The sequence below is a fragment of the Proteiniclasticum sp. genome (genome assembly GCF_032054185.1).
Classification (GTDB): domain Bacteria; phylum Bacillota; class Clostridia; order Clostridiales; family Clostridiaceae; genus Proteiniclasticum.
Window position 1 is genome coordinate 20,043 of sequence record NZ_DAMBTF010000022.1, and the last position, 26,905, is coordinate 46,947.

A 26,905-nucleotide genomic window follows, 5' to 3' on the forward strand; every position below is an offset into this window, starting at 1 on the left:
GTAATCCTTTTGAATCAGTAACACAGCACCTATCATGTAGAAACCGCTTTTTCTTTATAAGCTGACAAGCAGAACCATCAGGTCATTGACGTTTGTGCCAGTTGGACCAGTCATAATGAGCCCATTTGCCCTATCCAGAGCGTGGTAGCTGTCATTGTTGTCCAGATAGATTTCAAGCGGTATTCCTGAATCCCTAAGTTTAGCTGCGGTCTCTCCATCCACAATTCCCCCCGCTGCATCTGTAGGACCGTCTGTTCCATCAGAGCCTACAGAGAAGAACAGTGTATCTCTCAGCCCTTCGATTCCTTGAGCACATGAAAGAGCAAGCTCCTGATTCCTTCCACCAAGTCCGCTTCCTTTGATTTTAACAACGGTCTCTCCGCCTGCTATGATTGCACATGGTGCTTTGAAAGAGGATGTGCCATTTCTGATTTCCCTTGCTATTGCACTGAAAAATCGTCCGGCCTCTCTCGCTTCGCAGTCAATTGTTGATGAAAGAAGATATGGAGTATAGCCTTTTTCTGATGCCGCTTCTTCAGCAGCTCTGCAAAGAGCTGTGACACTCCCGGCAATCACCGTTTCACAGTTTCTGACATCCTTTGGTGTCTCAGTTTTTAAGACATCAAGGATGTGCGGCTCAACCATGATCTGATACTGCCTAAGGATATCCAGTGCCTCAGCGCTTGTCGAAGAGTCTTTATATGCAGGACCTGATGCGATGGCATCAAGCGGATCTCCGATAACATCTGAGAGGACGATGGATAAAATATTGGTGTTCCTGCAGTGCTCCGCAAACTTTCCGCCTTTAACTTTTGAAAGGTGTTTCCGAACAGTATTGATCTCTACGATATCCGCTCCGCTTTTTAAAAGCTGATCGGTGATATCCATAATTTCTTCCAGTTCCACTCCCTCCATCGGCAGCTCGAAAAGCGCAGATCCTCCTCCTGAGACAAGAAAGATTACATGGTCTTTCTCACCCAGTTTCTCAGTGACTTCAAGAACTTTTTTCGTCCCTTTGACCGAATTATGATCAACGATGGGATGTCCAGCTTCCACGATGTCAAGATTTCCAATAGTCCCTTCGGCATGACCATATTTTGTAATGACCACCCCTCCGGTTACCTGGTCTGCGAGAATCCCATAAGCTGCGTCAGCCATATTGAAAGCCGCTTTACCAATTGCAATGATTACGACTTTACCGCCAAAAAACCTATCCTCAAGTGCACTGATTACCGCTGCATCGGGTTTCACACTTTTAATCGACTGATCAATGATGCCTCTAGCATCTCTGCTTATATTCATTTCTTTTCTCCTCAGGAAATAAGACCGAGATTCAGAAGAATCTCCTTAATCTCTTCTATCTTTTCTTCCGTACAGTGCTGAATTGGTCTGACTGGGTGTCCGATATTTAGACCCATGAGATTCAGACAGTCTTTCATAACTACTGGAAAACTGCCGTAATCATAGGTATCTCTTAGCGGAATCAGGTCAAACTGCGCCTTAAGTGATCCTTCTAGATCTCCAGATACAAACTTCTCATAAATATCGGAAACAAGTGCAGGTGCGACATTAGCGGTACCAGCAACACATCCTGCTCCACCGTATGCAAGAGTTGCATAAATATAGTAATCTGAACCTGCAAGCACTTTAAAGTTTGCAATGTCTTTTGTCGCATCAATAAACTTGATTGTCTGTGCAAAATCCAGCGATGTGTTCTTTATTCCAATAATATTATCAATCTGAGCGAGTCTTCTGACCAGTATTACAGAGATATTGTTTGCGGTTTTCCCCGGATTGTTATAGAGAAGAACAGGCAGCTTTGTACTTTCTGCAATTTCTCTGAAGTGGTCATACAGCTCCTGGTCAGTGAGCTTGATAAACATAGGTGTAAGAAGCGTTACAGCATCTGCTCCCGCTTCTTCTGCCTGTTTGACAAGTCTGATACAAGCTTTTGTTGTAATCTCACCTACACCAGCATAAACCGGAACTCTACCATCAACATGTCTGACAGTGATTTCCACTGCCTTTCTCTGATTATCTTCATCCATAGCATAAAACTCGCCATTGCTGCCCATAACAAATACACCATGGACGCCTCCAGCAAGAACATGGTCAATTACTTTCATCAGGCCCTGTTCGTCTACATTCTCGTTTTCATCTACAGGTGTCACGATTGGTGGAATGACACCTTTTAAATCATTAATATCCAAAATATTTCCTCCTAAATATGCTTATCTTATGTAATTGGAGCGGGGTTGAAAAGACAGATGGCATTTTCTATGCCCAGCTTGTCTGCGAAACATTTTTCTCTTCCGGATGCGATATCCAGTATCAGACGGAAGATTTCCCAACCCTTATCTTCAATTGTTGACTCTCCTGTGGCAATGGTGCCGGCATTGACATCAATCAGGTCGAACCACTTCTCCTTCAGTTCATTTCTGGTGGATACCTTTATTACCGGAATCATTTTTAGTCCATAAGGTGTTCCTCTTCCAGTTGTAAATACCTGAAGTGTGATGCCCGATGCCATCTGAAGCGTTCCGCAGACAAAGTCGCTTGCAGGTGTCGCAGCAAAGATCAGACCATTTTTCCTTACCTTCTGTCCTGGACCAAGTACATCAGAAATGGCACTGTTGCCCGATTTCGCAATAGAACCCAGTGACTTTTCCACGATATTGGCAAGTCCGCCTTTCTTGTTGCCCGGTGTCGGATTTGCATCCCGGTCCACATGACCCAGGTCAAGATACTCATCATACCAGGCCATTTCTTCGCGGATCCGCTCAGCAATTTCGACAGTCTCGGCTCTAGGTGTCAGAAGATGTACTCCATCTCGGACTTCAGTGACTTCAGAAAACAGAACAGTTGCACCGCATCGAACGAGAAGATCCGATGCATAACCTACTGCAGGATTTGCTGTAACACCTGAAAATGCATCACTTCCTCCACACTGCAGACCGATGACCAGTTCCTTTGCATCACAGACTTCTCTTTTTCTCCTATCAAGTCTTTTCAGTATCGCTTCACCTTTATCGACAATGTCTTTTACCATTGCCTGGAAACCATGATGTTCCTGAAGCATGATGTAATTATTGTCCTTAAGATCCATAAATACTCTTTCAGGAATCATCTTCTCACAGCCCAGCCCGACATACAGCATTTCACCGCCGAAGTTTGGATGCTCTGAAAGATTCTTGATTGTCCTTATGGGTATTTCCGCGTTTTTTGCCGAGATCGCCACCCCGCAGCCATAGTTATGATTGATCGGCATAATACCGTCAACATTTGGATAGTCTTCAAGTTTCTTTTCCAATTCTTTCACTGCAATATTAAGAACACCCTCAACGCATTGGACACTAGTAGTGATTCCAAGCATATTTTTTGTTCCGACACTGCCGTTCGGATTTCTGTATCCAAGGAATGTGTAACCTTCCAGTGGTGGAAGCTTTTCTGGTACAGCTGTGGCAAGATTCAGCTCCTCAAGCTTTGGTGGCGTTGGAAGATTCAGCCTATGCTCTGTAACCCAGCTGCCTTTAATGATGTCCATATTCGCATATCCGATGATTTCATTGTAACGAATGACCGGATCACCAGCTTTCAGATCAGTCAGGTTCATTTTGTGACTCTGAGGAATATCTTCCCTGACCAGAATCTCATCCACGATTTCATCTTTCTTCAATCCATCTGCTGAGACAACGATCTTCACGTTGTCATTAGGATGGACTTTTATCACTCTTACATTACTACTCATAATTTATCCTTTCGGCTAAACGAAAGGATATTCTAATAATCCAGATTATATAGAATATCCTCATCTTCGTTATTAAGCTGCCTTCTTTAATGTATTGCTGAATTTTCTGTTGTCATAGTAGGCATAAGCCAGTGAGATCAGGATCAGCACCCAGATGAAGTTACCTATGGGTCTCGAGAAGAATACGGACAGACTTCCTGCCGATCCCTTCAGTGAGTCCACGAAATACTTCTCCAGATCTCTGCCCAAGATAAATCCGATAAGGAATGTGGTCACCGGCACCTTCATCTTGGTAAACACATAGCCCACCAGACCGAAGAGAATCAGGGTCATGACATCCACCATGTTCCCGTTTCTTGTGGAAAGGGCACCAACTACACACAGCAGTATGATCGCCGGATATAGCCTGTACTTGGGAATCTTTATGATGTTGGCGATATACTTGATGGGATAGAACATGACGATGAACATGAGAATATTTGCGATGAACAGTCCGAAAAGTATTGTTCTCCAGAGTCCTGGATTCTGTGTGATGAACAGTGGTCCCACCTGGATTCCCTGGAGCATGAATGCACCCACAAGAACCGCTGTGGTACTGTCTCCGGGGATACCCAGTGACAGGAGAGGAACAAGGGCTCCTCCTGTGAGACCATTATTGGAGGATTCGCTGGCTACAAGGCCTTCGATGGCTCCTGTTCCAAGCTTTTCGGGCTCCTTCGAGAAGTTCTTGGCCTGTGAATAGGCAAGAAGCGATGCCGCACTGCCACCGATACCCGGCAGAATCCCCATGAAGGTTCCTATGGCAGATGAACGGATGATGTTTACAGTTTGTCCCTTCAGGTCCCTGAAGGAGAACTTCTTGGTCTGGTCAGCCTTCAGCATGTCCTCCTTGACAATGGCCTGCTTCATACCCAGCTCCGATTCCTCGAAAAGCTGAGAGAAGGCGAATAGGCCGATAAGTACAGGAAGCAGCTGGAAACCGTCTCTCAGTCCGATTTTGAACAAATCTGGCACCAGACGCATGGTCTGGTTGTCCGCAAACACGCCCATAAGGGAGACAAACACCCCCAGGAATCCAGCGAAGATCCCCTTGGTCATATGCCCTTTTGAAAGAGCGGCGATGACGGTCATGGCGAAGAGGATGATAAGGAACTTCTCCACGGCGGAGAACTTGATGGCAAGATCTGCAAGCACCGGGGTGAACAGCCAGAGTACCACCAGGCTGAAGAGTCCACCAAGAAGAGATACCGTGATACCGATACGAAGGGCGCGTACCCCTTCTCCCCTCTTGGCCATGGGATGTCCGTCAAATCCGGTGGTCACCGATGACGGTGTTCCCGGGATATTGATCAGAATGGCCGGTACAAGGCCTCCGCTTATTCCCCCCACATATAGTCCAAGAAGAAGATACAGTGAAGTAGAAAGATCATAGGCATAGGTCAGGGGCAGGAACACTGCAATGGCCATGGTTGCTGTCATGCCAGGCAGAGCGCCGAAAATGATTCCTATGGCCACCCCCAGGAAAGAGACCAGAAGCTGTATTATTCCGAATTCAAAACCCATCTTTTTCTCCTCCTTAAGGCAGGGTTATCTCAAAGAGATACCCGAATATAAACCAGACTGTCATGGTCTCGATGGCTGAAATCCCGATGGAAAGCACCATGTCTTTCTTTCCGAATTTTGCGGAATACAGGATGTTGAAGAGACTCATGATCAGGATACTTGCAAAAATAAAACCCAGTGGCTTCATGATGACGATATAGAGCAGAAGGAGAATAGCGCTGCCGAAAAGCTTCACTTTATCGTAGTCTTTCTCGAAGAAATGTCTTCCCTCAAGGGAGAAGAGCTTACCCTTTTCCTTCCTTGTCTTTAGTACATATTGAATGAACATAATAATGGCTAATATCACCAGAATAGCAAAAATGATTCTGGGGACGACTTCATGAGATGTGGAGTATATTATTGGGATCTTAATATCTGGCATCTTCTTTCTCCTTAGTTTTTATTGATATCAGGAAATCGGGATAGCCAGTTGTCGATCTATCCCGATTAGTTGACTGGTTACTTTACTGTCAGTTCATCCAGTGATGGAGCAGTCTTTATGAGAGCATCCAGAGAGTCTCTCTTGGCCTTTATGAAGGTGTCCGCCTCTGCTGATGGCATGAAGGCGACCTTGTACTTCTGCTTGGCCATGGCTTCGATGAACTCAGGATTCTTCGAGATGGCTTCCACCGCTTTATCCAGTTCTGCCACATAGGCAGGATCGATTCCCTTAGGCAGGTAGATCAGGAAGTCCTTTGAAAAGACAAAGGGTTCTCCGTTAAGGGTGATGCCCATTTCCTTGTATGTAGGTGTGTCGTCTCCATCGATCTCGTCGAGAACGCCGACGAACTTCATGGCCAGCTTCTCGTCCACGCCTTCTTCAGTGTACTGAAGAAGTGATGAGTAATCAGCGAAGATAACGTCTGTGTTTCCATCCCAAAGCATCTGGGATTTCTCCGCTGTGGATCCACCCACAACAACCTGTACTCTTTCTGCTACATCCTCACCATAAGTTTCAGAAACCCACTCATAGTAAGAAATAAATCCGATATGAGATACGCCACCAGCTTCAACAGCAACTCTTACGACTTCATCTGGATTAGCAGCAAGCCATTCCGCCATTTCCTTCATGTCATCATATGGAGCATTCTTTGATGCTGCGAAAAGTGATCCAGGATTCTGACCTACTCTTGGTCCCACAACCATATTTTCCAGAGCATACTTGTCTTCGAAAGCTCCGAAGGAGATGCCGAGGTATGTCATGTCATGGAACATCATGATTGTGGTTCCATCTGCCTTTTCATTGACGATGGCTTCAAATGCCGGACCTGCTCCTACTGCATCAACCTTGGTGTTTGCACCCAGCTCCTCTGCAAGATATCTCATAGCCGCATCAGCGATCATGTAGGAATCCCCGGTAGTTGAAGTTGAACCAATAACAACTCTTGTCTTCTTGCCTTCAAAGCTGTTGCTTTCTTCTTTAGCGCAGCCTGTGAAAACAGAAAGTGCCATTACAGCAGATAAGCCCAGTAAAACTAATTTCTTTACATTTTTGTTCATTAATCTTTCCCCCTAAATTTTTTTCCTATATAGAACTCAACATCTCATTGAGCAGCTATTAAAATTATCTGACCATGCATGGTCTTTTAGAATCAAACTTCCAGTCTTTGATGAGGTACTGCATTCCCGCAGCATCGTCTCGTCCGCCTAGGCAGTTTTCCACATAAAGCTTATTCGCTTTCATGATCTGTTCCATATCGACTTCGATTCCAAGCCCCGGTTTCTCACCGATTTCGATACAACCATCAACAATCTGCATCGGCTCTTTTGTCAGTCGTTCAAAGCCTTCCTGCCATATCCAGTGTGTATCGATGGCGTTGATATTACCCGGCACAGCAGCCGCAGTATGTGCAACCATAGCGAGTGAAATATCAAAATGATTGTTGGAGTGACATCCCCACGTCAGACCGAACTCATTACAGAGCTGTCCTACCCTCACCGAACCGGACATGGTCCAGAAATGCGGATCAGCCAGTGGGATATCAACGGATTGGAGTGCAACGGAATGTGCCATCTGTCTCCAGTCTGTTGCAATCATATTTGTAGCTGTCGGCAGCCCTGTAGCTCTTCTGAACTCAGCAAGAATTTCTCTTCCTGAGAATACACCTTCAGCACCACATGGATCTTCGCAGTAGGTCAGGATACCATGCATGTCTTTGCATAACTCAATGGCATCTTTTAAAAGCCATCCGCCATTGGGATCAAGTGTGATTCTAGCGTCCGGATAAGCTTCCTTCAAAGCTCTTACAGCTTTCATCTCTTCTTTGCCTTCAAGTACTCCGCCTTTTAGTTTGAAATCAGAGAATCCGTATTTTTCCTTTGTCGCCTTCGCCAGTGCAACGATCGCCTCAGGAGTCATTGCCTCTTCATGGCGGATTCTATACCAGTCGCATTCCGCTTCAGGATAACCGTCATAGTTAAGGTCTGTTTTCTTTCTGTCTGCTATGTAGAACAGATAGGAAAGCATTCTTACGCTGTCTCTCTGTTTACCTTCGCCCAGAAGTGATGCAACAGGCACACCCAGATGCTTCCCCAGCAGATCCAGAAGTGGTGCTTCCACAGCGGTTACAACATGTACACCTGTTCTCAGATCGAATGTCTGAGCACCTCTTACGTCTTCCTCGTCCCCAGTCAGCATGTCCTTTACTTTAAGTAGCGTATCTTTGTATTCCCCAAGACTTGTTCCAATTACTGCTTCCTTAATACCTTCAAGAGCTTTTGTGATTTTCTCGCCACCAGGTACTTCACCCAGTCCTGTCGCTCCTGTATCATCTGTCAGTATGACAATATTCCTTGTAAAATATGGTGCATGTGCCCCACTGAGGTTTAAAAGCATACTGTCTTTTCCTGCAACAGGATAGACTTCCATTTTTATGATTTTAGGTGTCATTCTCTTTACCTCTTTCTTATTATCTCTTTAGTGTGATGTTCCCCAATTTCTCATAGTACTTCACGATTGCACCATGATCATTTTTTCCGAATCCGTCTGCCTTAAGCACCTTTAAGATTTCCATAGCCTGTACAGTTAATGGCAGTGGTGCTTCGGATGCCTGTCCTGCATTGATTGCGTTATTCAGGTCCTTGATGTGAAGCTCGATTCTGAACCCTGGATCAAATTTTCTGTCCAGCATGAGTGGTGCCTTAGCATCCATTACAGTGGAACCTGCTAGTCCTCCACGAATTGCCTGATAGACAAGTTCAGGACTTGCACCGGCTTTCTGTGCAAAAGTCAGTGCTTCTGCCACAGCTGAGATATTCAGTGCAACGACGATCTGATTTGCAAGCTTTGCGATATTTCCAGCACCGAGTTCTCCAACATAAGTTACCGATCCAGCCATAGTCATCATCATTTCGTAGTACAGGTCAAAATCTTCCTTATTTCCACCCACCATGACTGACAAAGTACCATCTACAGCTTTAGGTTCCCCACCACTTACTGGAGCATCCAGCATACGGATTCCCTTTTCAAGCAGTGCAGCACCAATGGCTTTACTTTCGGTAGGATCGATTGAACTCATATCAATGAGGATAGTTCCTGGCTTTGCTGATTGGTGTATACCATTTTCTCCTAAAGCAACTGCTCTCACGTGAGGTGAATTAGGTAGCATAGTGATAATGACATCACATTCACTGGCTACTTCTCTCGCACTGGAAGCCGCTTTAGCACCGAGTGCGACCAGTTCATCTATGGAGGACTGATTAAAGTCATTGACAACCAGTTCATATCCCGCTTTTACAAGATTCTTGCTCATTGGCTTTCCCATTATCCCTAAACCAATAAATCCAATTTTCATCATATAATTCTCCTTCTCTACTGAACGATATTTTCACAAGCAAAACTCTGATAAGCTTTACATTTGTTAATTAAATTATAGATTAGGATCTAATTGTTTAATATGTGTCAAATGTCACAAAATACACTTGTTCTTTGTACACATGATACATTGTTAATTTTTGTCAAAAAAACACCGTCTAGTAATCATTTGAAACCATTACTAGACGGATAAAATATTCTATTTATCTAGGATTATAGTCTATATAGGATTATAATACGTTTTCATCGTTTGTGATGAAATTATCGTTTATTTTTGAAATAATAACCCAGTTCGTTAAAGAACTCCCGATCATCAGCATTGGAGATCGGATCAAGGTTCAGTGACTCCTTCAGCTTGTTCAATCTGAATATCATTGTATTTCGATGTATGTAAAGTTCTTTGGCGCTGTAGACTACGTTGTAGTTATTGTTCCTCAGTGCTTCAACAATTTCCACCAGCTGTTTCTTCTCCTCTTCGGTAAACAGCTGATCATATGTATTGAAAATTTCATAATACACTTTCATCGTCACTTTATTTCGGTAATAGTTCATGACGTGATCCTGGAAAAAGTGTACGCCTTTGTCACCCTTGTGATACAGACTCATGTCCAGAGCATGGACATAAGAATTTCTGTAGTTCTTCAGCTGGTTCTGAAGCGAACCGACAAAAAATTCAAACTGATCGACCGGACATGTTTCCGGAAGTTCCTTCATAAAGGATTCTATATAGGATTTGAGCATCTCAGTATACTGCTTTGAAACAATCGCAAAATCACTTCCAAGGGCTTTGAATATAATTACATCGTCATTTCTTGCTCGTCCAATCAGGTCATGGTGGCTGTGCCCTTCAGATTTTGATAGAGCATTGATAATCAGATTGGGATGGACACCATCTTCAGCTCTAATTACTATGCAGGCTCTGACCTGCTCCTGATTCAGCTCAATTTTATTCGCCATCTTCTCTGCAATGCCCAGTTCCATATGTTCTTCAAAAAGAAGATAATAAAGGAACTGCTCCGTTTTATCTTTACGTCTTCTTTCAACATCCATCTGAAGCTCATACTCGAGCATCGCTTCCATAGATGTCTTCACAAGATTTGCAAAAGCATGGACAGTATCAGGATTGCCTGATACACATATTACCCCAACGTGTTTGTTTTTATAATCTATGAAAAGATTTACTCCTGGTTTCGTTCCTAAATAAAGCTGATCTTCATTTACAATACCAGTATCTCTTGTTCCTTCAAGCATTTTAAAAGCGACTTCATGGAAATTGCCAACTCGTGTTTTGTCTTTGCTGGCAATAATAATCCCTTCATCATTCATAATATTTATATTATATTCAAGGTGTTTAGCCGTCTTGTCGATAAATTTCTGTGCCAATGCGGGTTCTAGAATAGACAAATTTAGTTCCCCCCCTTTTGATATTCTCTCTAACTTTAACTAATGTAAGATTGAATGTCAAATCAGCTGCAGCACTTTATATTCAAGGAAATCGAAGGATACATATCCTGCAGTAGTGTTTTTGATATCAATAGAAAAACCTTTCCACATTTAAGCAGAAAGGTTATATTCAGCATCAATTAAATACATTTTCTAAACATAGCCCAGCATCCTAAAAGCAAATATGAACAGCGTCATCGTAACATTTGATAGAAGCGTAGTCAGCATAATGATTCCACTTGCAAGATCTGAATCCGCATTCATTACAATGGACATGATATAGGAAACAGCAGCTGTTGGGACACCAAATACAATATAGATAACCAGTATTTCTTCTGAACCGAACCCCATATTCACTGCAATAATCACTGCAAAGAGCGGTAGAATAACAAGCTTCAGCATTGAGGCGATAAGAGTTACTTTAAAGCTCTCTCTGATTTTATGAAACTTGAAAGAGCCCCCAATCGTAAGCAGCGCCAGTGGGGTAACCAGAACCCCAAAATAGGAAAATGTCCTGTCGATAATACTGGGCGTATAAAGATTGAGATTTGAGAAGATAAATCCTGCAGCAATGGATAGAATCAGCGGGTTCTTAAGGATATTGATGAGAACAGATTTATAACTGACTTTATTTTCAGTATCATTCCCATAATAAGATAAGACCATGACCCCCAGGACATTATATAGCGGTACGACAAATGCAATGGCAAGGGGTGCTATGGCACCTACACTGCCCATGACATTTTCCATCAGAGAATATCCGACATAGAGAAAATTTCCTCTGAACGCCCCCTGAACAAATGCACCTTTCTGTGACTGAGTTTTAACTGCAAATTTAGCTGCAACAGCACTGATCAGTACACTTAGAATGGTACCCGTAACGATAAACCCTATGAATCTCCAGTCAAAATTACCCTTAAAAGAGGTTTTTGAAACATCGGAAAACAGCTTGATAGGCAACGCCAGATTGAATACCATTTTATTCGCCTGGTTGATGAAGCTTTCATCAATCACCTTTTTTCTCTTAAGCATATATCCCATAAACATAACCAAAAAAATCGGCAGCGCACTGCTCAAACTGAACATCAGATTCTCATACATTAATTATCACTCCCCCAGAACAATTATAATCCAACACTTCCTGATACTTAATGTGATAACCGCCCTAAAATTAGTATAATCTCTGTATAATCTATCCAATCACAGAACAATTTACTTTCACCCGAAATGAAACCCACAGATCAATGTAATACGTATAAACATATCATTGTAAACATGCCGAAATCTTTTCACTTCATTTCAACTGACTGTGGCATTTCCTCAATCTTACTTGAATAGTTGATAAAAGATTATATTAATTAGGGAGAATCGAGAATATCTGGTTCAATAATTTTCTAATCCAATCATCATGTCTAAGCGTAATATTTAACGCAATATCTAGATATGGAACAGGCTTTATATTATTAATTGATCTATGTGATATAAAGTCGTTTCTAAAACTGGTAATACTCTCCCAATATATTGGAAAACTATCTTTGTTTAGTCATTTGATTTAAACTCATATGGTAATGAGTCTATCAAGCTCTTGGAAGACACATTAAGTCTAGAGAATGAGTATAAAGTCCTGAATCGGTTGTGGTTTTTAGCTCAGAAAATTCTCCGCTAGTGCTTTTACAGCTTGGATAACCATCACCCACGTAATGTCAGATGCATAGAAGTATTTCTTTTGGTATTTTTGCCAGAGATCAGTCATTGTCTCGTTTTCCATTATAAAATCAATATTATTCATAACTTCCGATGACATCTGTTTGGTAGTACCGCGTTTTTCAGCTGTCTTGTTCAATGCCTCCTTAAAAATGTTTGCGTCGAAGGTCTGGGTATTGGTCAGGACATATACATCGTAAAAATCTCTCATGCGGGTATTGGTAACGCCACGAGTAATGATCGTCTCATACTTCTCTGCAAGCACCGTTTCCAAATTGTATGCCATAATGCTGATTGTTCTATCTTCAAACATAAGTTTAAAGGCATATTCAATTTCCCTGGGTGTAACAGAATCCCCAGTTGTGATGTCTATCTTCAGCATTTGGCGCGTTTTATCAAAGATTGCTCCGATAGATACGCGATACCCCGGATAATCCGCTTTCTCTCGGATCTCCTCAATCCCTTGCAATGAAAATACAGCACCGTCCTCAATCTGAGTTTTTAAGATGTTTTCAATCATCACTGTTAGTTCAGTCTTAGATAGAGGCTGCCCTTTGATCGTTGCATCCATATCCATTGTGGTGCGCGCATCAATACCAACCATCGCAGCAATGAGCATGCCGCCTTTAAGGATAAAATTATGTTTGTAATCTGAAACAGCTATACGTTCCAAAAACCGCTCCATCATGAAATTACGAAGCAGGATTTCGGCCTCAACATTCGATTTTTTCGAAAGGTTTCGGATTAAAACTTTTAACTGTGTGGATGTTTTCATAACAGTACCTCCATGTAGCTTCTGAGCAGTTTGGTCACTTTGAACGTTTCTGCCATTTGCATGAGTTTACTCAGATTTTTATCTTTTCGCTTGGCGTAACGCTTGATTGCATCTGTCACAACGGCGATATCCAAATTGTTCCGACTTCTCAAGCAATCACAAATTGTGCGTTCCAAATCATAAACCGTAACAGAGTTTCCAAACATAGTTGTAAGTTTTGTAACTCCGATTTCGTGCAATTCCCGCTTAATTGTGAAGACTGTAAAGCCATCCTCTCGAAGCCGTGTTGGGTTGTACCCTGTTGGAACTGTAACCATATAGTTGATTGGATCACGGTCTGTCAGCTCATGCAGAAACAGTGCCGTTTCATGAGAGTAGATGATTTTTGGACGCCGAAGCTGGACGATAAACATTCTGTCAGTAAATTCATCAGGCAAAACATAAATTCCTGTAGTCACTCGTTCCAAATCGCCTGAATGAACAAGTAGGCGCAATCGTTCGTTTGAGACTCCGGCTTCATTCGCTTGAGCGGTAGTAATGATTCCGTTATTTTGTTTTAGGGCTGATTGAAGTTCATTGGGTACAGCCAAGCTTATCACCTCTAATTTTGATTTCTGTGCTAATATTGTATGCTAAACCTGCACAGAAATCAAGATAATTTTGATTTCTGTGCACATCTCATCAACAAAACAAGCATGACTATCAAATTCTCTTCAATTCATTCATTTTCAAAGGTACTCCGAATACATGTGATATACTTGTTTCACATAACATCATAGAGTATCATGACAACTTATAAATTCTAAATTTAATTAAATTTTTAGACAAGAATGACAGTTTGATCCAAATGATATTATATAATGTCATTGAAGAGAAGGTAATCAATTATCTCTATGATGATAGATATTATTTATCATCTTGATTTTTAAATATTCCAAATCGCTATTATGAAAGGATGAATGATGAAAAAACTGTTATCACCATTAAAAGCAAGAAATATTGAACTGAAAAACAGACTTGTCCTCCCTCCCATGGCGACAGCCAAGGCTGAAGAAGACGGTGCCATGAGTAATGATATTCTCAGCTACTATGACGAGAAGACAAAGGACGGAATTCTATCTCTTGTCATAGTGGAGCACAGCTTCATCAGCGAAGAAGGCCGTGCCAACAAGAGACAGATGTCAGTAGGCTCAGACAACATGATCGAAGGTCTTAAAAATCTGAGAGAAACCATCCACAGTAACGGTTCTCTTGCAGTCATGCAGATCAACCATGCCGGCATGTACGCAAGACAGCTTGATGAAACGCTTTTTCCAGCCGGTCCATCAAAATCTGAGGAAAAGGAAGTCAGAGTGCTTCAGAAGGAAGACCTGCCGAAGATCATCGCAGATTTTGCAGAAGCATCTCTTCGGTGCAAAGAAGCAGGATTTGATGGGGTAGAAATTCATTCTGCACATGGTTATCTTCTTAATCAGTTCTATTCTCCCCTGATCAATAAGAGAACAGACGAATATGGCGGAAGTCTCTTAAACCGGATCAGACTTCATGTTGAAATCATAAGAGCTGTCAGAAAAGCTGTAGGACCAGATTATCCGGTCTTTATCAGACTTGGTGCATCTGACTATAAAGAAGGCGGCACAACCATCGAAGACTCCGTCACAGCAGCTAAGATTTTCGAAAAAGAAGGCGTTGATCTGCTTGATATATCCGGAGGTTTCTGCGGATATACCCATCCTGATGTGACCCGTCAGGGTTATTTCTCTGAAATCACAGAAGCCATGAAGAAAGAAGTTTCCATTCCAGTCCTTCTTACAGGTGGAATCACTGATCTTCACGCTGCAGAAGATCTGCTGGTTAACGACCAGACTGATCTTATCGGAATCGGAAGACCAATTTTCAAGGATTCAGATTTCCTTAAAAACGCACTTGATTCCTTTAACGAGTAATCACTGCTGACCATCCATGCACAAAAAATATCGGGTGATCTTTCGAGATCACCCTTTTGTATTATTATCTTTAATCAGCACGATATTTAAATATTTAACCCCTGGAAATTCACGACATTTAACTAACTGCAACTAAAGGTTGCGAATGTTCAAGGTATGATATATGGTATCGCAACCGCTCTATTGCTATACTGGAGATATAATAATTATGAGAGGTGGCAATACATGAAACTTCAGGAAAAAATACTCTATCTCAGGAAGAAGTCAGGATACTCACAGGAGTCACTGGCAGAAAAACTTGGTGTCTCAAGGCAGGCTGTCAGCAAGTGGGAGAATGGTGATGCTGAACCGGAAATCGGAAAGCTCCGCCTTCTAGGAGAGATCTTCAAGGTCTCCACAGACTGGCTCCTATCAGATGAAGATCCGGTGGAAGAACCTGTAAGAAATCTTCATAGAGCTTCTTCAATAGAAAATCATCCGCACTGGTCAGAAAACATACCAGGAATCATCGGTAAACTGATTAAAAGATATGGCTGGCTCTTTGGTGTATACATGGCCGTAAGTGGAGCCGTCATTTCAGGTATCGGACTTCTCGCAAGGGTTCTGCCCCAGAAAATGCTCTCATCCTTCACTCAAAATCCTTATGGTGATGTCTTTGGCATGGATGATCCATTTGCAAATATCATTGCAAACAACCCAGTCACCATTATGGGTTCCTTCATTATGTTTTTCGGAATCCTATTGATGATCACCGGAACGGTCCTTGCAGTGATTTTGAAAAACAAGAGCAATGAAATCACCGACTGATATCGATCAATTTTGATTCAGTGGCAAATTAAAGATCCTGCATGGAAGTTTGAGGTATTACGCCATCAGCTTCCATGCAGGATCTTTTCTTTTGTTTATTGCTTTTTAGAGTTGTCTCCTGGCTATGGCTGCATAGCTCCGAAGAGAACCAGCCAGGCAAGTATAGATTTGGCAACTAAGCTTAAAATGATATATACCCTTTCTCCGTAAACATAATCTTTCCATTTACCGACCTTCTTGTACTGAAGAATCATATTCACAGGGAAGGTGTTGAATGCTACAAAGTAGGTACCGACGATGGCCCATACAAACCAGGGCACTTCACCGAAATTTCCATTACCGAACATGTAGAGAAGGATTGCAACCCAAGGTGCGATTCCTGCAATGGATCCCCAGATAAATGGACCCCAGTCGATATTGTCTTTGTTTCGTCCTGAGTTCAGCTGCTCCATGACCAGGCCAAAGAGATTCATTGATGCGTTGACCGCAAAGATCAGGATGAGTGATGCGATATCATAGATTCCAAACAGAGTAGAGATAAGGACGATCATTATGGATGAGCTTAATGCATATTCAAACCATCTGAACTTATTGATGCCCATCTCCAGATCTCTTGAGTATTTTTCATTAAGCTTTCTCGGGATGGAAACCAGCGCATGTGCTGCTGCAGAAATAAAGAGAAAAAGTGCTACCATGATTCCAAATGGCAGATCAAAAATCGCTTTAGACTGAAGTTCCAGTGACATGGTTTCCTGATTGAAAGCCAGAAAATTCTGGGTGATAGTCGGCTGGAATTCCCCGATCTTCTGTATAACTGTTGTGGCAAGAAACAGCATCGCCAGTCCCTGCACGAAATGGAGTCCGCCCATAATCATGTTGAATCTTCTCAGCTTTTTTAGTGTGATTTCTTTCATGGCTTCTCTCTCCTTAATATATTTTTATCACGTTTTGTGTTCTTGTATTTATCATATTCCTCATATTCACGTTATGCAATATAATCAAGAACTAAACCCATTAATAATCACATATCGTGTTAGTTTTAGGTTATCATTTTTCCTATGACAATCTGCTATGTTATTTCATTAGTTGAAGTGATTGATTACTAAACACCGGTATCATGGACACATCACCTATTATTTAGTATATAATATAAGTAACTCAAGATATGTTTATCAATAAAGTTATGCATAGTAATTCTATCGTAATCGGAGGAAAGAAAATGAAAAAATATGAGTATCAGATTTTTGATTTGAGTCCGACATGGACCCTTAACCCCTCTAAAAAACAGAATGAACTCATTGATCGTCTGAACGAGCTTGGACGTGATGGCTGGATCATTATGTCAGGATTTGAGTTCATGAAACATACAGTTTTCATGAGGGAGATCACTGATGAAGAGAGCGATTTCAGATAACTGAGAGATTTTAGAAAAAAGCATCCTCATATGAGAATGCTTTTTTTGCTAAAGATATTCTATAAGGCTTTTATTTTGTTCCAGATTTCAGGTACCACAGGAATTCCATTTTCCAGATTATCTTTTCTTCTTCTTATTGTTGATTCTCCAGGATAGGATACTCTTCCGATTTTCTCATCCACATCGGATGATTTGATGTCATCGACGATACGGCTGACCATCTCATCGATCTGGTCTGCAGTGTTGAACTTCTTAGGATCGATGGCAATCATGACCTGTGATAGACCAGCTTCATCCTGAACCTCCTTGGCAATATCCTGAACAGCGTTACCACCGGATAGAACAACAGCTAGCATATCAAGTACGATGGACAGCCCGCTGCCCTTCCAGAATCCTATGGGCAGGACTCTTTTTGTCTCTTCAATCACTTTCGGATCGGAGGACAGATTCCCTTCATGATCATATCCTCCAGGTATCGGAAGTTCCTTTTCCTTCAGTCTGTACTCTTCCAGCTTTCCATAGGAGAACTGTGACATGGCCATATCAAGGACCACATGTTCCCCGTTTATTCTTGGCAGTGAGATGATGAAGGGATTGTTCCCGATTTTCGAATCTTTTCCCCCATATGCAGGCATATTGGGCATGGTATTGGTAAAGCAGATACCGATAAACCCGGCCTCAGCCGCCTGCCATCCGAAGGCTCCGCCACGAAGCCAGTGATTGGTGTTTCTTATGGCTACAATACCCATCCCGTTTTCTTCAGCTAAGGTACATGCTCTCTCCATGGCTCTTTTTGCATTGATGTTTCCAAGTCCAAGGTTTCCGTTCCATCTTTCCATGGATCCGAACTTCATCTCACACTCTGGCTTTGCATCTGGCTTTATGACGCCTCGATCGATATAATCGATGATTCTCGGGAATCTGTTTATTCCATGGGAATAGACGCCATCAAGACTGGTCTGTGCAAAATTCTCAGCAGCTTCATGGGCTGTCGCCTCATCAAGCCCACGTTTAAGTAGTATTCTCTTGAATTCATTCAGCATTTCTTCATATGAAACTCTCATAGTAATCCTCCGTAACTGTTCTGATATTCTATACTCATCTTATCATGAAAAGCCTGTTTTTCATCAGCAAAAAGCAGATACCCTAAGATATCTGCCTGGACTTTTTCCGTTCAAGAACCAGAAGGCTCACCGCAATCATGAAGGTGATCAGCTCAACGATTGGAATGGTCATCCATACCCCATTAATGCCCATATTTGAGGCAAAGATGAAAAGGATCGGTGGAATCAGCATGATCCCTCTCATAAGTGAGATGATGAAGGATGGCCTTGCTTTGGCTTTTGCGGAGAAATAGGAGATGATTGTGATGTTCACACCAGCAATGAGGAACGAAGAAAAATAGATTCTCATTCCTTCCTTTGCAATCTGGTAAAGCTCAAGATTGTTCTCTGAATTGAAAGCTCTGATGATCTCATCCGGATAGCTTGCAAAGAGAAGATAGAGGGCTGCGCCTAAGACAGCTGAGAGGATGACGCCAAGCCTTAACGTCCTTCTCACATTCTCCTTGTTCCCGCTCCCATGATTGAAGCTTATGATGGGCTGTATCCCTTGCCCGATTCCTGAGAAGATGGCAATGAGGATCAGTGCCAGGTTTGCGATGATGCCATAGGCTGCAACACCGATGTCTCCGATATAGTGAAGAATCACAAGGTTAAATATCAGAATCACAAGGCCTGATGACAGCTCTGTGATAAACGTTGGAATTCCTATGGATATCACTCTTCCGATGTCTTTAAGCCTTAACGCTGTTTTGACCAGTTTAAAACGGTTCTGCTTCTTTACAAAGAACGGGACCATGACCAGAATGCTGAGAAGAGGTGCGATACCTGTTGCAAGTGCTGCACCGAACATTCCAAGCTTCATCGGATAGATGAAGATATAGTCAAGTAAGATGTTACTTAGACTTCCTGTCATCATAGCTGTCATGGCAAGCTTCGGATGGCCGTCATTTCTCACCATGCTGACCAGTATGCTGTTCACCATGAATGCTACGGAAAAATTGAATACTGTTTTCGTATAGTCATGGGAAAGTTCTGTGAGCACGCCTTCCGCACCCAGAAGGGTGACGATTTCCTTTGAATAGAGGAGTCCTGTCAGGGTAAACAGAAGGCCAATAAAAATGCCCAGAATAATCATCTGGGTAAATACCTCATTCCCTTTTCTGGCTCTCTCCTGCCCCCGGAAGATGGCATAGACCGTACCCACGCCCGAACCGATGAGAAGGCTCATGGCGTAGACCACTGTATAGGCAGGAATCACAAGGTTCAGTGCGACAAGACCGTCTTTTCCCACACCGTTGGCGATAAAATAGGTATCCGCCAGGATAAATGCCGAAAACCCGATCATGCTGATCACATTTAATGAAACGTACTTCAAAAACGTACGATATAATTTCTTCTTCTCTACGGAAACGCTGTTCATCTCTTCCTCCAACGGCAAAAAATCAGGAATGGTCTTACGAGTTCAACAATATGAAGTCATAAAACCCCTTTTAGAATGCTCAAATCCTATATACTATACCTAATTTTTAAAAAATCGTCAAAGGCTGAAATTTTCAATTTGGATAACCCCACTCAGTATTTTTTACGATTATGTTTATTCTACATGAAAAGTAGTGACACTCTATATGATTTTCATCTCTTAACACCCCATTTTCTCACACTCTCCGGATTTCAATGGTTCTATGAAAACCTTTGAAGCTGTGATAAGATATTGAAATGTAAAATATAATTAGACGGGATGGGTTAAACATGTTCATCGGTGAAATTGCCGCACTTTTAACTGCCTTCTGCTGGGTAGGATCATCAGTATCCTTCGAGTACTCAGGAAAGAAAGTAGGTTCGCTTGTACTTAATCTCATGAGACTTGTCATCTCATTATTCATCATCACCATCATCAATTTCTTCATCACAAACGGATTCAGAGATCTCAGTGTCTCACCTGAAGCATTTCAGGCACTGCTCATCTCGGGGCTTGTGGGATTTGTCATAGGAGATATGTTTCTCTTCCAGGCATTTGTTGAAATCGGCGCTAGAGTATCCATGCTGATCATGGCCCTTGCACCGCCCATCACAGCGGTTCTAAGTTACTTTATCCTTGGTGAAACTCTTGGTCTCATCCAGATTGCCGGTATGATGCTGACCTTCATCGGTATCGCCATCGTCATTACCGGTAAAGAAAAAGGAAGCCAGAAAATTGTTGTGAAGCATCCTCTTAAAGGAATCACATTCGCTTTCCTTGGTGCTGTTGGACAGGCACTTGGACTGATCCTCTCTAAAGTCGGTGTAGCGGAGCTTAATCCTTTTGTCGCTACAGAGATCAGAATTTTTTCCGGAATACTCGGATTCATCCTCATCATCACATTGACAAAAAAGTGGCCGAATTTCTTCAGCGCCTTCAAAAACAAAACTGCCATGGTGGGCATCACCATCGGGTCTCTCTTCGGACCTGTCATTGGTGTTTCCTTATCACTCATGGCAATCAAGTATACTTCTACCGCTATAGCTTCCACGCTTATGGCGATTGTACCGATCCTGATCATTCCTGTAAGCATCATCTTCTTCAAGGAGAAGATCAAAGCCAATGAAGTCATCGGTGCACTTGTGGGTGTACTTGGTGTAGCAGTAATCTTTATGGGCTAATCAGTATTCATTGGCAAACATCATTGTAGAATATTCTCCATCGTCGATGACAAAGATCTTGTTATCTGATTCGATGGAGAATATTTTTGATTTCAGGATGTAATCCCTTGAGTAATCCGGTTCCTCCTGACGATGAGTAAGTTTAACCTCTCCTTCTTTATTCTCAAGTTTAAAAACCTGAAGATAATCCTGCTCACCCTCCAACTGGTCAATGAGATCCCATATAAGAAGCTGCAATTCGTATGCCAGAGAAGTATTGATTCCTTTGGTAGTAAATCTTGCGCCTTTGAATTTTCTTTTCATTCCAATCACCTCGTATTTTGATACTGATATTATGGTGATAAAATGATTCATATATTCAAAAAAGATGACCAAAATCTGGTCATCTTTTGACTAGTCACTGACTAGATAATCGTATAAGTCTTCTCTGACTGGAACATCAAGTTTATACTGAATTTCCACAGCAGATAATGTAGTATTCTGCATGATAAACTGGTGTGGTGAACCTACAGCATGAATCTTTCCTAAATAGTAAAACTCTTTTGAGATGACATCGTCCTTGTCTTTTCTCACGAACAAACTGATTTCCACCCCATCTTGGTTTGCACGATAAATTTGTCTGACATCATCAGAATTCACTGTGCGTTTAGACTTAGATATTGCAACAAAATCCGATGGTGACAGAAACCGGTCATGGTACTGAATAGAATGGCTGATATTCTCAGATTTGTTGTAATTAACAAAAACCGGAAAAGACTTAGTTGCTCGGTCGAATTTATAGCCGCCAATGTTCAGCGCTACCTCATTACTGCTCCAGTCGAGAAGCTTACATACATCTTCATAGGTATATTTCTGGTACAGTACAAAATTGGTCTCTTCATACGGATCACTATATTTCTCTCTGTTATTTTCAAGTCCCATTTCAACTAGTTCTGACATCATGTCTTTAAAGTTAGAATCCCTAAGAGAAGTCTCAAATGCAGAAGAAATATTATAGAGGTCCCCATTTTCCTCAATGAAAACTACATCTGCATAACTTGATTTTGATGACCCAGTTGCATAATTCTGCGTAAACTGATTCACGAGGTTGAGGATGGTATTTTCCTTAATCAGAATCTTATATTCTTCAAGAAGAACTTTTTCTAATTTGGGTATGACATCATTTTTTCCGCTCATGATTATCTTGATGAATTCCAGTTCATGCGGTCTTTTCCCATTAACATACTTCTGTGAAACGAATTCCACAAATCGCTCCTGGACATCGTTTAATTTAATATCATAATCTTTCTCATACATCTTCAGGAAATTATGATAGGACTTTTTCTTCGCAAAGATTCTTTCTATATCAATAGCTCCATTCTTCTGAAATTCATTCAATTTCGGTATTCTTCCTAAACGTTGCCGAAGCATCATATAGGATTCCTTGATCAGCTTCAGATCATTAAAATTTGCACGATCTATAGCTTTATAGATTCTTTCCCTTGTGATTTTATCGAAATTTACTGTTGAAGACCCATATATTGTCTTATTTACTTCTTTGATATACTTACGGATATTATCTTTATTGTAGGTCTGATCTCCTGATAAAGCGATCGGAATCAGGTAATTATTATCGTAGTTTCCGATGAAATCAAGTACCACAACATACTCTTTATTCATAATTTTTCTAAGTCCTCTTCCCAGCTGCTGAACAAAAATAATTGCTGATTTTGTTGGCCTTAACATAATGACCTGATTAACCTCTGGGATATCCACACCCTCATTAAATATGTCTACTGTGAAAATATAATCCAGTCCACCAGTATGGCTTTCCTGTCCTAATCGTTCCACAGCTTCCATTCTCTCTTCTTGTGTATTTGCACCACTTAATGCAACTGTTCTATAGCCAAGAAGATTAAACTTATATGAGAGTTCTCTTGCTTCCTCGTTTGTACTGCAAAAAATAAGTCCTTTTACTCTATTTCCTGAATAACCATAAAACTCGATTTTATCTCTGATATATGCTACTCTTTCATCCGATACAAGATGGTTGAACGTAGTCTTGTCATCAATCAGGCTTCCGTTTATAGTCAGCTCAGTAACACCAAAGTAATGAAACGGACAGATCATTCCAGCCTTCATTGCTCCATTTAGTCTGATTTCATAGGGTACATTATGATGAAACAGCTCATAGATATCAAAGCCATCCGTTCTCTCTGGTGTAGCAGACATCCCCATCAGAAACTTCGGCTTGAAGTAGTCTATGATCTTCCGGTAAGATACAGCTCCAGCTCGATGTACTTCGTCAATAGCAATGTAGTCAAAGTCCCTAGGATCAAACCGATGGAGTATGTCATCCTTTGATATGGTCTGAATCGTACTGAAGATAAATTCTGCATCAAGGTCCTTATGATTTCCACTTAAAACCGCCATCTTCTTATCCTGTCCAAAGACCCTTCTAAAACTCTTCAGTGCAGCTCTTGCTATCTGTTCCCGATGGACTACAAATAAGAATCTTTTCGGATTAAACTTCTTCACATCAAAAGCCGAGAGATATGTCTTTCCAGTCCCGGTTGCTGAGATGATAAGAGCCCTCACTTCTTCAAGGAGTCTGACCTTTTCCAGCTCGTGAAGAGCTTCCTGCTGCATGATATTAGGTGTGACATGATTAAGATTTAATATTTCACTACTAAAGTTTTCTCTAATCGTTTTTTCAGTATTTTGTCGTATCTTTTTTTCGATATCGTATATTTTCCTATACTCATCCAGCCATGATTCTGTTACAGGTGTAGCTTGATCAAACATGTAGTAGAATTCGTGCAAAGTATTTTTTACTAATGCACCTTCCTCAGAAGAAGAAACCTTCAAATTCCATTCTTTGTTTTCACATAAAGCACTTTGGGTCAAGTTACTGCTTCCAACGATTATGGTGTATTCTTTATCTTTTCTGAAGATATACCCTTTAGTATGCATCTTAGCTGCATCTTGAGTAATGATTTTAAGTTCGATATTCTCTAAACTCAATAATTTTCTTAGTGCTTTCGGATCTGAAAAGTTCAGATACTGGGATGCCAGAATCTTTCCTTTAATTCCCCGATCAGCCAGTTCTTTAAGTGTATTAAGGAGGACAATTACCCCAGTCTCTGTCACGAACGCTACTGAAAACAAAAATTCATCACATTTGCCCAGTTCGTCAACTATACTGGTCAGTACTTTTTCTCCTCGATTCGGATCATTAATAATAAGCCTTGGCTTATACTCTTCCAACGCGATTTGTGTCCCATCAATAAATCCATGGATTAGCCCTTCTTCTAGCCGACTACTGCTGTTCATTTATACCTCCTGTGAAAGCTTATTAACTATGGGTATATCTGCAGGTGCCCAGTCAAGACCCTTTAGTTTATCTCTTGTTAACCACTTAAATCCTATATGATCATTCATAACAAAATCAATTTCTTTTACATGCGCAGTATAGCTGTGCATGATGATTCTAAAGTCCGGGTAAGTATAATCTACTGTCAGATAGTAATCATCTTCTGAAATATTAAGATGAATGCCCATTTCTTCTTCAAGCTCTCTCATCAAAGCCATATGCTTTGCCTCACCTGATTCCACTTTCCCACCAGGAAACTCATATTTCTTTGATATATATTCTAGTTTATTGATATTTCTCTGCATGCAGAGCACTTCATTATCCTTAATAATGATTGCTGCTACTACCTCAATTGTCTTCATTATTCACCTTCAAGATTATTTATTTTCCTTGATATTGTATGTCCATTTTTCATCCCCATGATAAATCATCCTTTTAGACATGCCACCATCTACAGTAATATTCTCTCCGTTAATAAAATCCGAATTCGGATCACATAAAAATAATACAGTGCGAGCAATATCATGAGGTTTTCCCACTCTTTGGGATGGATGCTGAAGTCTGTCAGACTCGCTGAACTCATCTTCCTCGGTTGTATCAATCCATCCAGGACTGATGGAGTTTACCCTCACTTTACCAGAGAGGCTCATAGCCATGGCATGTGTAAGTGCTGTAATACCACCTTTTGCAGCAGAATAGCTTTCTGTATCCTTCTGACTCATAAAAGCTCTTGTAGAAGAGATATTTATAATGGAAGCTGCTTCAGTGAACATTTCTTTTAGGAGTAAGGTAAGAAAATAGGGAGCAGTCACTCCAACTCTTAAAACCTCATTGAAGTCATCATAGGAGCAGTCACTGTCTAACCCTTTATTGCTGAAGCAGGCATTGTTGATCAGGTAATCAACCCTTCCATACTTCAATTTTATCGCGTCTGTAAAATTGCGAAGTTCTTTTTCAATCCCAACATCACCCGTATAAAAAAGATGCTTTGTATCTTCTCCATTAATTTCTTCAATAAGAGATTCGCCAGCATCCTTGTCTTTATCGATAAATGCCACATGACATCCTTGCTTCACAAATGTTTTCACTAAGTAACGTCCGATTCCATTGGCTCCGCCTGTAATGACACACACCTTATTGTAAAACATGATAACCCTCCTCATTTATTGAATCAGTTCATACGCTATTTATATTATACATGATCTTCTTTTCATTTGTGTCATCTAATATATTATTGCTTATAATATAGAACATTAATTGTCTCTTTTCAGGATAATCAAAAAAAGCCGCTATGAACGGCTTTTATGATTATCACTATGACAGTCTGATCCAGTCAATAAGAGAAGACATCAGAAAGATTACAATCAGAACTAAGGTAACAGCCATCGCAGTATATATATCCTGAGGCATAAATTCACCATTAAGAAGTGGAACTCCTTGTGATATCAGGCTCATTGGATTATACGATGCTGCATCAGGAAAGATTCCTAATATGGTCAGGATGATCACTACTCCACCTGTAAAAAGGAGAGATCCGTAAATGCTCTTAAAGAGCAGACCGCCAAAAATCGTGAGAACCAGAAGGAGTATCCCAAAAAGCCACATGGCGATCATAGCAAGGGGCAGATTCCTGATTTCACTGGTATCCCATAAGTATTCAGTATAAATGTAGGTTATGCCAAAACATAGGACATACGCTGCGCTCCATAGGAGAGCACTTGCAGTGAATTTTGAAAGGATGATTGTTCTTCTGGACAGTCCCTTGGTACGCATAATCTCCAATGTCCCCTTACTGATTTCATTGGCCATGATACCGCTGAAGACAACTACAAGCACAATCATACCGGTCTGAGAAATATTCTTGAAGAACTGCATCCATGAATCCAGAGCTTTCGGTTCTTCGAGATTGATGATCATTCCTTCAGGAAGGAAGCTGCTTAGCACTTCCGGCATGACCTTTGCAATGATGGGGTTCATGAAACCGAAAAGCATAAATATGATAAGAAGAACGAAGAGCTTATATGTCCTTGTACTTTCCATCAGTTCTTTTTTTGTAAATGCCAGATAGCTTCTCATCTGACCACCTCCAGGAAGAGATTTTCCATTGTTGGTTCCATAACTTCTATTTTTACCGGTGTCATCCCCATTCTGAGAAGAGCTGCATAAACTTCCAGCTGCATTCTACCCATTTCCGGGCTATAGAGGATAACTCCTGTTCCATTCTCTTCAAGCTCATTTCGGTATGTCCCAAGAGAATCATCCTTCAGAAATTCTTCTTTTTCCTTACTTGTCATGAAATCGATATGAAGACCGTCTTTCCGATGTTTTGACCTCAGTTCGCTGAGCGATCCCTGAAGCACGATCTTTCCCCCATGAAGGACTGCAACCTCATCACAGATCCTTTCCACATCCGACAGGATGTGTGTGGAGAAGATGACCGTTGTCTTTCCTTTCACCTTCTGCAGGATATCCAGAATCTCCTTTCTGCCGATAGGATCCAAAGCCGATGTGGGTTCATCGCAGATGAGAAGTTTCGGTTCGATCGAGTAGGGAGAAATTTCTTCCCCCTCTCACACCACCGTACATGCCGTTCGGC

24 protein-coding genes and 2 pseudogenes are annotated in these 26,905 nt (G+C 41.4%); 4 read left to right on the forward strand and 22 right to left on the reverse strand.

Annotated features, from left to right (window positions below; translation table 11 throughout):
• Positions 1 to 54: 54 nt before the first annotated feature.
• From RTX25_RS11480 to RTX25_RS11535, 12 genes and pseudogenes are all read right to left on the reverse strand, one after another.
• Positions 55 to 1,302: a glycerate kinase gene (locus RTX25_RS11480; RefSeq protein WP_312653802.1), complete on the reverse strand. Its 1,248-nt coding sequence runs from the start codon at positions 1,300 to 1,302 to the stop codon at positions 55 to 57.
• An 11-nt stretch (positions 1,303 to 1,313) separates the two neighbouring features.
• Positions 1,314 to 2,210: a dihydrodipicolinate synthase family protein gene (locus tag RTX25_RS11485; RefSeq protein ID WP_312653803.1), complete on the reverse strand. Its 897-nt coding sequence runs from the start codon at positions 2,208 to 2,210 to the stop codon at positions 1,314 to 1,316.
• Between the two features lie 26 nt (positions 2,211 to 2,236).
• Positions 2,237 to 3,748 (reverse strand): galactarate dehydratase, encoded by a 1,512-nt coding sequence (gene garD, locus RTX25_RS11490; RefSeq protein ID WP_312653805.1) that lies wholly within the window; start codon positions 3,746 to 3,748, stop codon positions 2,237 to 2,239.
• Positions 3,749 to 3,820: 72 nt separating this feature from the next.
• Positions 3,821 to 5,311 carry a tripartite tricarboxylate transporter permease gene (locus RTX25_RS11495; protein WP_312653807.1) on the reverse strand — a complete coding sequence of 497 codons (1,491 nt, stop codon included), beginning with the start codon at positions 5,309 to 5,311 and terminating at the stop codon, positions 3,821 to 3,823.
• Between the two features lie 13 nt (positions 5,312 to 5,324).
• Entirely contained in the window at positions 5,325 to 5,732 is a 408-nt protein-coding gene (locus RTX25_RS11500) for a tripartite tricarboxylate transporter TctB family protein (protein WP_312653809.1), read from the reverse strand.
• A gap of 77 nt (positions 5,733 to 5,809) precedes the next feature.
• Positions 5,810 to 6,850 (reverse strand): tripartite tricarboxylate transporter substrate-binding protein, encoded by a 1,041-nt coding sequence (locus RTX25_RS11505; protein WP_312653811.1) that lies wholly within the window; start codon positions 6,848 to 6,850, stop codon positions 5,810 to 5,812.
• Between the two features lie 64 nt (positions 6,851 to 6,914).
• Complete coding sequence (locus tag RTX25_RS11510; RefSeq protein WP_312653813.1) at positions 6,915 to 8,240, reverse strand: enolase C-terminal domain-like protein; 1,326 nt, start codon at positions 8,238 to 8,240, stop codon at positions 6,915 to 6,917.
• 19 nt (positions 8,241 to 8,259) lie between these two features.
• Positions 8,260 to 9,150, reverse strand: a pseudogene (garR, locus tag RTX25_RS11515) (2-hydroxy-3-oxopropionate reductase); the annotation flags it as partial.
• Positions 9,151 to 9,425: 275 nt separating this feature from the next.
• Positions 9,426 to 10,568 (reverse strand): sugar diacid recognition domain-containing protein, encoded by a 1,143-nt coding sequence (locus tag RTX25_RS11520; protein ID WP_312653814.1) that lies wholly within the window; start codon positions 10,566 to 10,568, stop codon positions 9,426 to 9,428.
• A gap of 192 nt (positions 10,569 to 10,760) precedes the next feature.
• Entirely contained in the window at positions 10,761 to 11,708 is a 948-nt protein-coding gene (locus RTX25_RS11525) for an AEC family transporter (RefSeq protein ID WP_312653816.1), read from the reverse strand.
• A 541-nt stretch (positions 11,709 to 12,249) separates the two neighbouring features.
• Positions 12,250 to 13,086, reverse strand: a complete 837-nt coding sequence (locus RTX25_RS11530; RefSeq protein WP_312653818.1) for a nucleotidyl transferase AbiEii/AbiGii toxin family protein — start codon at positions 13,084 to 13,086, stop codon at positions 12,250 to 12,252.
• Positions 13,083 to 13,676, reverse strand: coding sequence for a type IV toxin-antitoxin system AbiEi family antitoxin domain-containing protein (locus tag RTX25_RS11535; RefSeq protein ID WP_312653820.1), 594 nt, complete (start codon positions 13,674 to 13,676; stop codon positions 13,083 to 13,085). Before RTX25_RS11535 ends, RTX25_RS11530 begins: the two co-directional genes overlap by 4 nt.
• Before the next feature lie 372 nt (positions 13,677 to 14,048).
• Here RTX25_RS11535 and RTX25_RS11540 point away from each other — a divergent pair, with 372 nt between their 5' ends.
• Both RTX25_RS11540 and RTX25_RS11545 read left to right on the forward strand, forming a co-directional pair.
• Positions 14,049 to 15,032 carry an NADH:flavin oxidoreductase gene (locus RTX25_RS11540; RefSeq protein WP_312653822.1) on the forward strand — a complete coding sequence of 328 codons (984 nt, stop codon included), beginning with the start codon at positions 14,049 to 14,051 and terminating at the stop codon, positions 15,030 to 15,032.
• A gap of 225 nt (positions 15,033 to 15,257) precedes the next feature.
• On the forward strand, positions 15,258 to 15,839 hold the full coding sequence (locus tag RTX25_RS11545; RefSeq protein ID WP_312653824.1) for a helix-turn-helix transcriptional regulator: 582 nt from the start codon (positions 15,258 to 15,260) through the stop codon (positions 15,837 to 15,839).
• 122 nt (positions 15,840 to 15,961) lie between these two features.
• Here the strand turns inward: RTX25_RS11545 and heR are convergent, their stop codons facing one another.
• A complete protein-coding gene (gene heR, locus RTX25_RS11550; RefSeq protein WP_312653826.1) occupies positions 15,962 to 16,753 on the reverse strand; it encodes a heliorhodopsin HeR in 792 nt (263 codons plus the stop codon).
• A gap of 305 nt (positions 16,754 to 17,058) precedes the next feature.
• Here heR and RTX25_RS11555 point away from each other — a divergent pair, with 305 nt between their 5' ends.
• A complete protein-coding gene (locus RTX25_RS11555; protein WP_312653828.1) occupies positions 17,059 to 17,253 on the forward strand; it encodes a DUF4177 domain-containing protein in 195 nt (64 codons plus the stop codon).
• Between the two features lie 59 nt (positions 17,254 to 17,312).
• On the opposite strand, the gene yiaK is transcribed toward RTX25_RS11555, so the two are convergent.
• Complete coding sequence (gene yiaK, locus RTX25_RS11560) at positions 17,313 to 18,317, reverse strand: 3-dehydro-L-gulonate 2-dehydrogenase (RefSeq protein ID WP_312653830.1); 1,005 nt, start codon at positions 18,315 to 18,317, stop codon at positions 17,313 to 17,315.
• 82 nt (positions 18,318 to 18,399) lie between these two features.
• A complete protein-coding gene (locus tag RTX25_RS11565) occupies positions 18,400 to 19,737 on the reverse strand; it encodes an MATE family efflux transporter (RefSeq protein ID WP_312653832.1) in 1,338 nt (445 codons plus the stop codon).
• Between the two features lie 329 nt (positions 19,738 to 20,066).
• Here RTX25_RS11565 and RTX25_RS11570 point away from each other — a divergent pair, with 329 nt between their 5' ends.
• Positions 20,067 to 20,957 (forward strand): DMT family transporter, encoded by an 891-nt coding sequence (locus tag RTX25_RS11570; RefSeq protein ID WP_312653834.1) that lies wholly within the window; start codon positions 20,067 to 20,069, stop codon positions 20,955 to 20,957.
• Here RTX25_RS11570 and RTX25_RS11575 read toward each other — a convergent pair whose 3' ends face one another.
• The 7 genes and pseudogenes from RTX25_RS11575 to RTX25_RS14645 all read right to left on the reverse strand — a co-directional run.
• Positions 20,958 to 21,260 carry a DUF960 family protein gene (locus RTX25_RS11575; RefSeq protein ID WP_312653836.1) on the reverse strand — a complete coding sequence of 101 codons (303 nt, stop codon included), beginning with the start codon at positions 21,258 to 21,260 and terminating at the stop codon, positions 20,958 to 20,960.
• A 90-nt stretch (positions 21,261 to 21,350) separates the two neighbouring features.
• A complete protein-coding gene (locus tag RTX25_RS11580) occupies positions 21,351 to 24,269 on the reverse strand; it encodes a DEAD/DEAH box helicase (protein ID WP_312653838.1) in 2,919 nt (972 codons plus the stop codon).
• Positions 24,270 to 24,671 (reverse strand): (deoxy)nucleoside triphosphate pyrophosphohydrolase, encoded by a 402-nt coding sequence (locus tag RTX25_RS11585; RefSeq protein ID WP_312653840.1) that lies wholly within the window; start codon positions 24,669 to 24,671, stop codon positions 24,270 to 24,272. It lies immediately after the preceding gene.
• 15 nt (positions 24,672 to 24,686) lie between these two features.
• Entirely contained in the window at positions 24,687 to 25,457 is a 771-nt protein-coding gene (locus tag RTX25_RS11590) for an SDR family oxidoreductase (protein WP_312653842.1), read from the reverse strand.
• 166 nt (positions 25,458 to 25,623) lie between these two features.
• Positions 25,624 to 26,385, reverse strand: a complete 762-nt coding sequence (locus tag RTX25_RS11595; protein ID WP_312653844.1) for an ABC transporter permease — start codon at positions 26,383 to 26,385, stop codon at positions 25,624 to 25,626.
• Positions 26,382 to 26,603 carry a hypothetical protein gene (locus tag RTX25_RS14640; protein ID WP_397428552.1) on the reverse strand — a complete coding sequence of 74 codons (222 nt, stop codon included), beginning with the start codon at positions 26,601 to 26,603 and terminating at the stop codon, positions 26,382 to 26,384. Before RTX25_RS14640 ends, RTX25_RS11595 begins: the two co-directional genes overlap by 4 nt.
• Before the next feature lie 47 nt (positions 26,604 to 26,650).
• Positions 26,651 to 26,849, reverse strand: a pseudogene (locus RTX25_RS14645) (ABC transporter ATP-binding protein); the annotation flags it as partial.
• Between the last annotated feature and the right edge of the window lie 56 nt (positions 26,850 to 26,905).

What these genes read in the sequence shown, in the direction of transcription:
- RTX25_RS11565 (WP_312653832.1), bottom strand. Translation starts at nt 19,737, where the DNA reads ATGAACAGCGTTTCCGTAGAGAAGAAGAAATTATATCGTACGTTTTTG.
- RTX25_RS11545 (WP_312653824.1), top strand. Translation starts at nt 15,258, where the DNA reads ATGAAACTTCAGGAAAAAATACTCTATCTCAGGAAGAAGTCAGGATAC.
- RTX25_RS11555 (WP_312653828.1), top strand. Translation starts at nt 17,059, where the DNA reads ATGAAAAAATATGAGTATCAGATTTTTGATTTGAGTCCGACATGGACC.
- RTX25_RS11525 (WP_312653816.1), bottom strand. Translation starts at nt 11,708, where the DNA reads ATGTATGAGAATCTGATGTTCAGTTTGAGCAGTGCGCTGCCGATTTTT.
- heR (WP_312653826.1), bottom strand. Translation starts at nt 16,753, where the DNA reads ATGAAAGAAATCACACTAAAAAAGCTGAGAAGATTCAACATGATTATG.
- garD (WP_312653805.1), bottom strand. Translation starts at nt 3,748, where the DNA reads ATGAGTAGTAATGTAAGAGTGATAAAAGTCCATCCTAATGACAACGTG.
- RTX25_RS11580 (WP_312653838.1), bottom strand. Translation starts at nt 24,269, where the DNA reads ATGAACAGCAGTAGTCGGCTAGAAGAAGGGCTAATCCATGGATTTATT.
- RTX25_RS11510 (WP_312653813.1), bottom strand. Translation starts at nt 8,240, where the DNA reads ATGACACCTAAAATCATAAAAATGGAAGTCTATCCTGTTGCAGGAAAA.
- yiaK (WP_312653830.1), bottom strand. Translation starts at nt 18,317, where the DNA reads ATGAGAGTTTCATATGAAGAAATGCTGAATGAATTCAAGAGAATACTA.
- RTX25_RS11590 (WP_312653842.1), bottom strand. Translation starts at nt 25,457, where the DNA reads ATGTTTTACAATAAGGTGTGTGTCATTACAGGCGGAGCCAATGGAATC.
- RTX25_RS11575 (WP_312653836.1), bottom strand. Translation starts at nt 21,260, where the DNA reads ATGAAAAGAAAATTCAAAGGCGCAAGATTTACTACCAAAGGAATCAAT.
- RTX25_RS11530 (WP_312653818.1), bottom strand. Translation starts at nt 13,086, where the DNA reads ATGAAAACATCCACACAGTTAAAAGTTTTAATCCGAAACCTTTCGAAA.
- RTX25_RS11480 (WP_312653802.1), bottom strand. Translation starts at nt 1,302, where the DNA reads ATGAATATAAGCAGAGATGCTAGAGGCATCATTGATCAGTCGATTAAA.
- RTX25_RS14640 (WP_397428552.1), bottom strand. Translation starts at nt 26,603, where the DNA reads ATGACAAGTAAGGAAAAAGAAGAATTTCTGAAGGATGATTCTCTTGGG.
- RTX25_RS11585 (WP_312653840.1), bottom strand. Translation starts at nt 24,671, where the DNA reads ATGAAGACAATTGAGGTAGTAGCAGCAATCATTATTAAGGATAATGAA.
- RTX25_RS11540 (WP_312653822.1), top strand. Translation starts at nt 14,049, where the DNA reads ATGAAAAAACTGTTATCACCATTAAAAGCAAGAAATATTGAACTGAAA.
- RTX25_RS11570 (WP_312653834.1), top strand. Translation starts at nt 20,067, where the DNA reads ATGTTCATCGGTGAAATTGCCGCACTTTTAACTGCCTTCTGCTGGGTA.
- RTX25_RS11495 (WP_312653807.1), bottom strand. Translation starts at nt 5,311, where the DNA reads ATGGGTTTTGAATTCGGAATAATACAGCTTCTGGTCTCTTTCCTGGGG.
- RTX25_RS11500 (WP_312653809.1), bottom strand. Translation starts at nt 5,732, where the DNA reads ATGCCAGATATTAAGATCCCAATAATATACTCCACATCTCATGAAGTC.
- RTX25_RS11505 (WP_312653811.1), bottom strand. Translation starts at nt 6,850, where the DNA reads ATGAACAAAAATGTAAAGAAATTAGTTTTACTGGGCTTATCTGCTGTA.
- RTX25_RS11595 (WP_312653844.1), bottom strand. Translation starts at nt 26,385, where the DNA reads ATGAGAAGCTATCTGGCATTTACAAAAAAAGAACTGATGGAAAGTACA.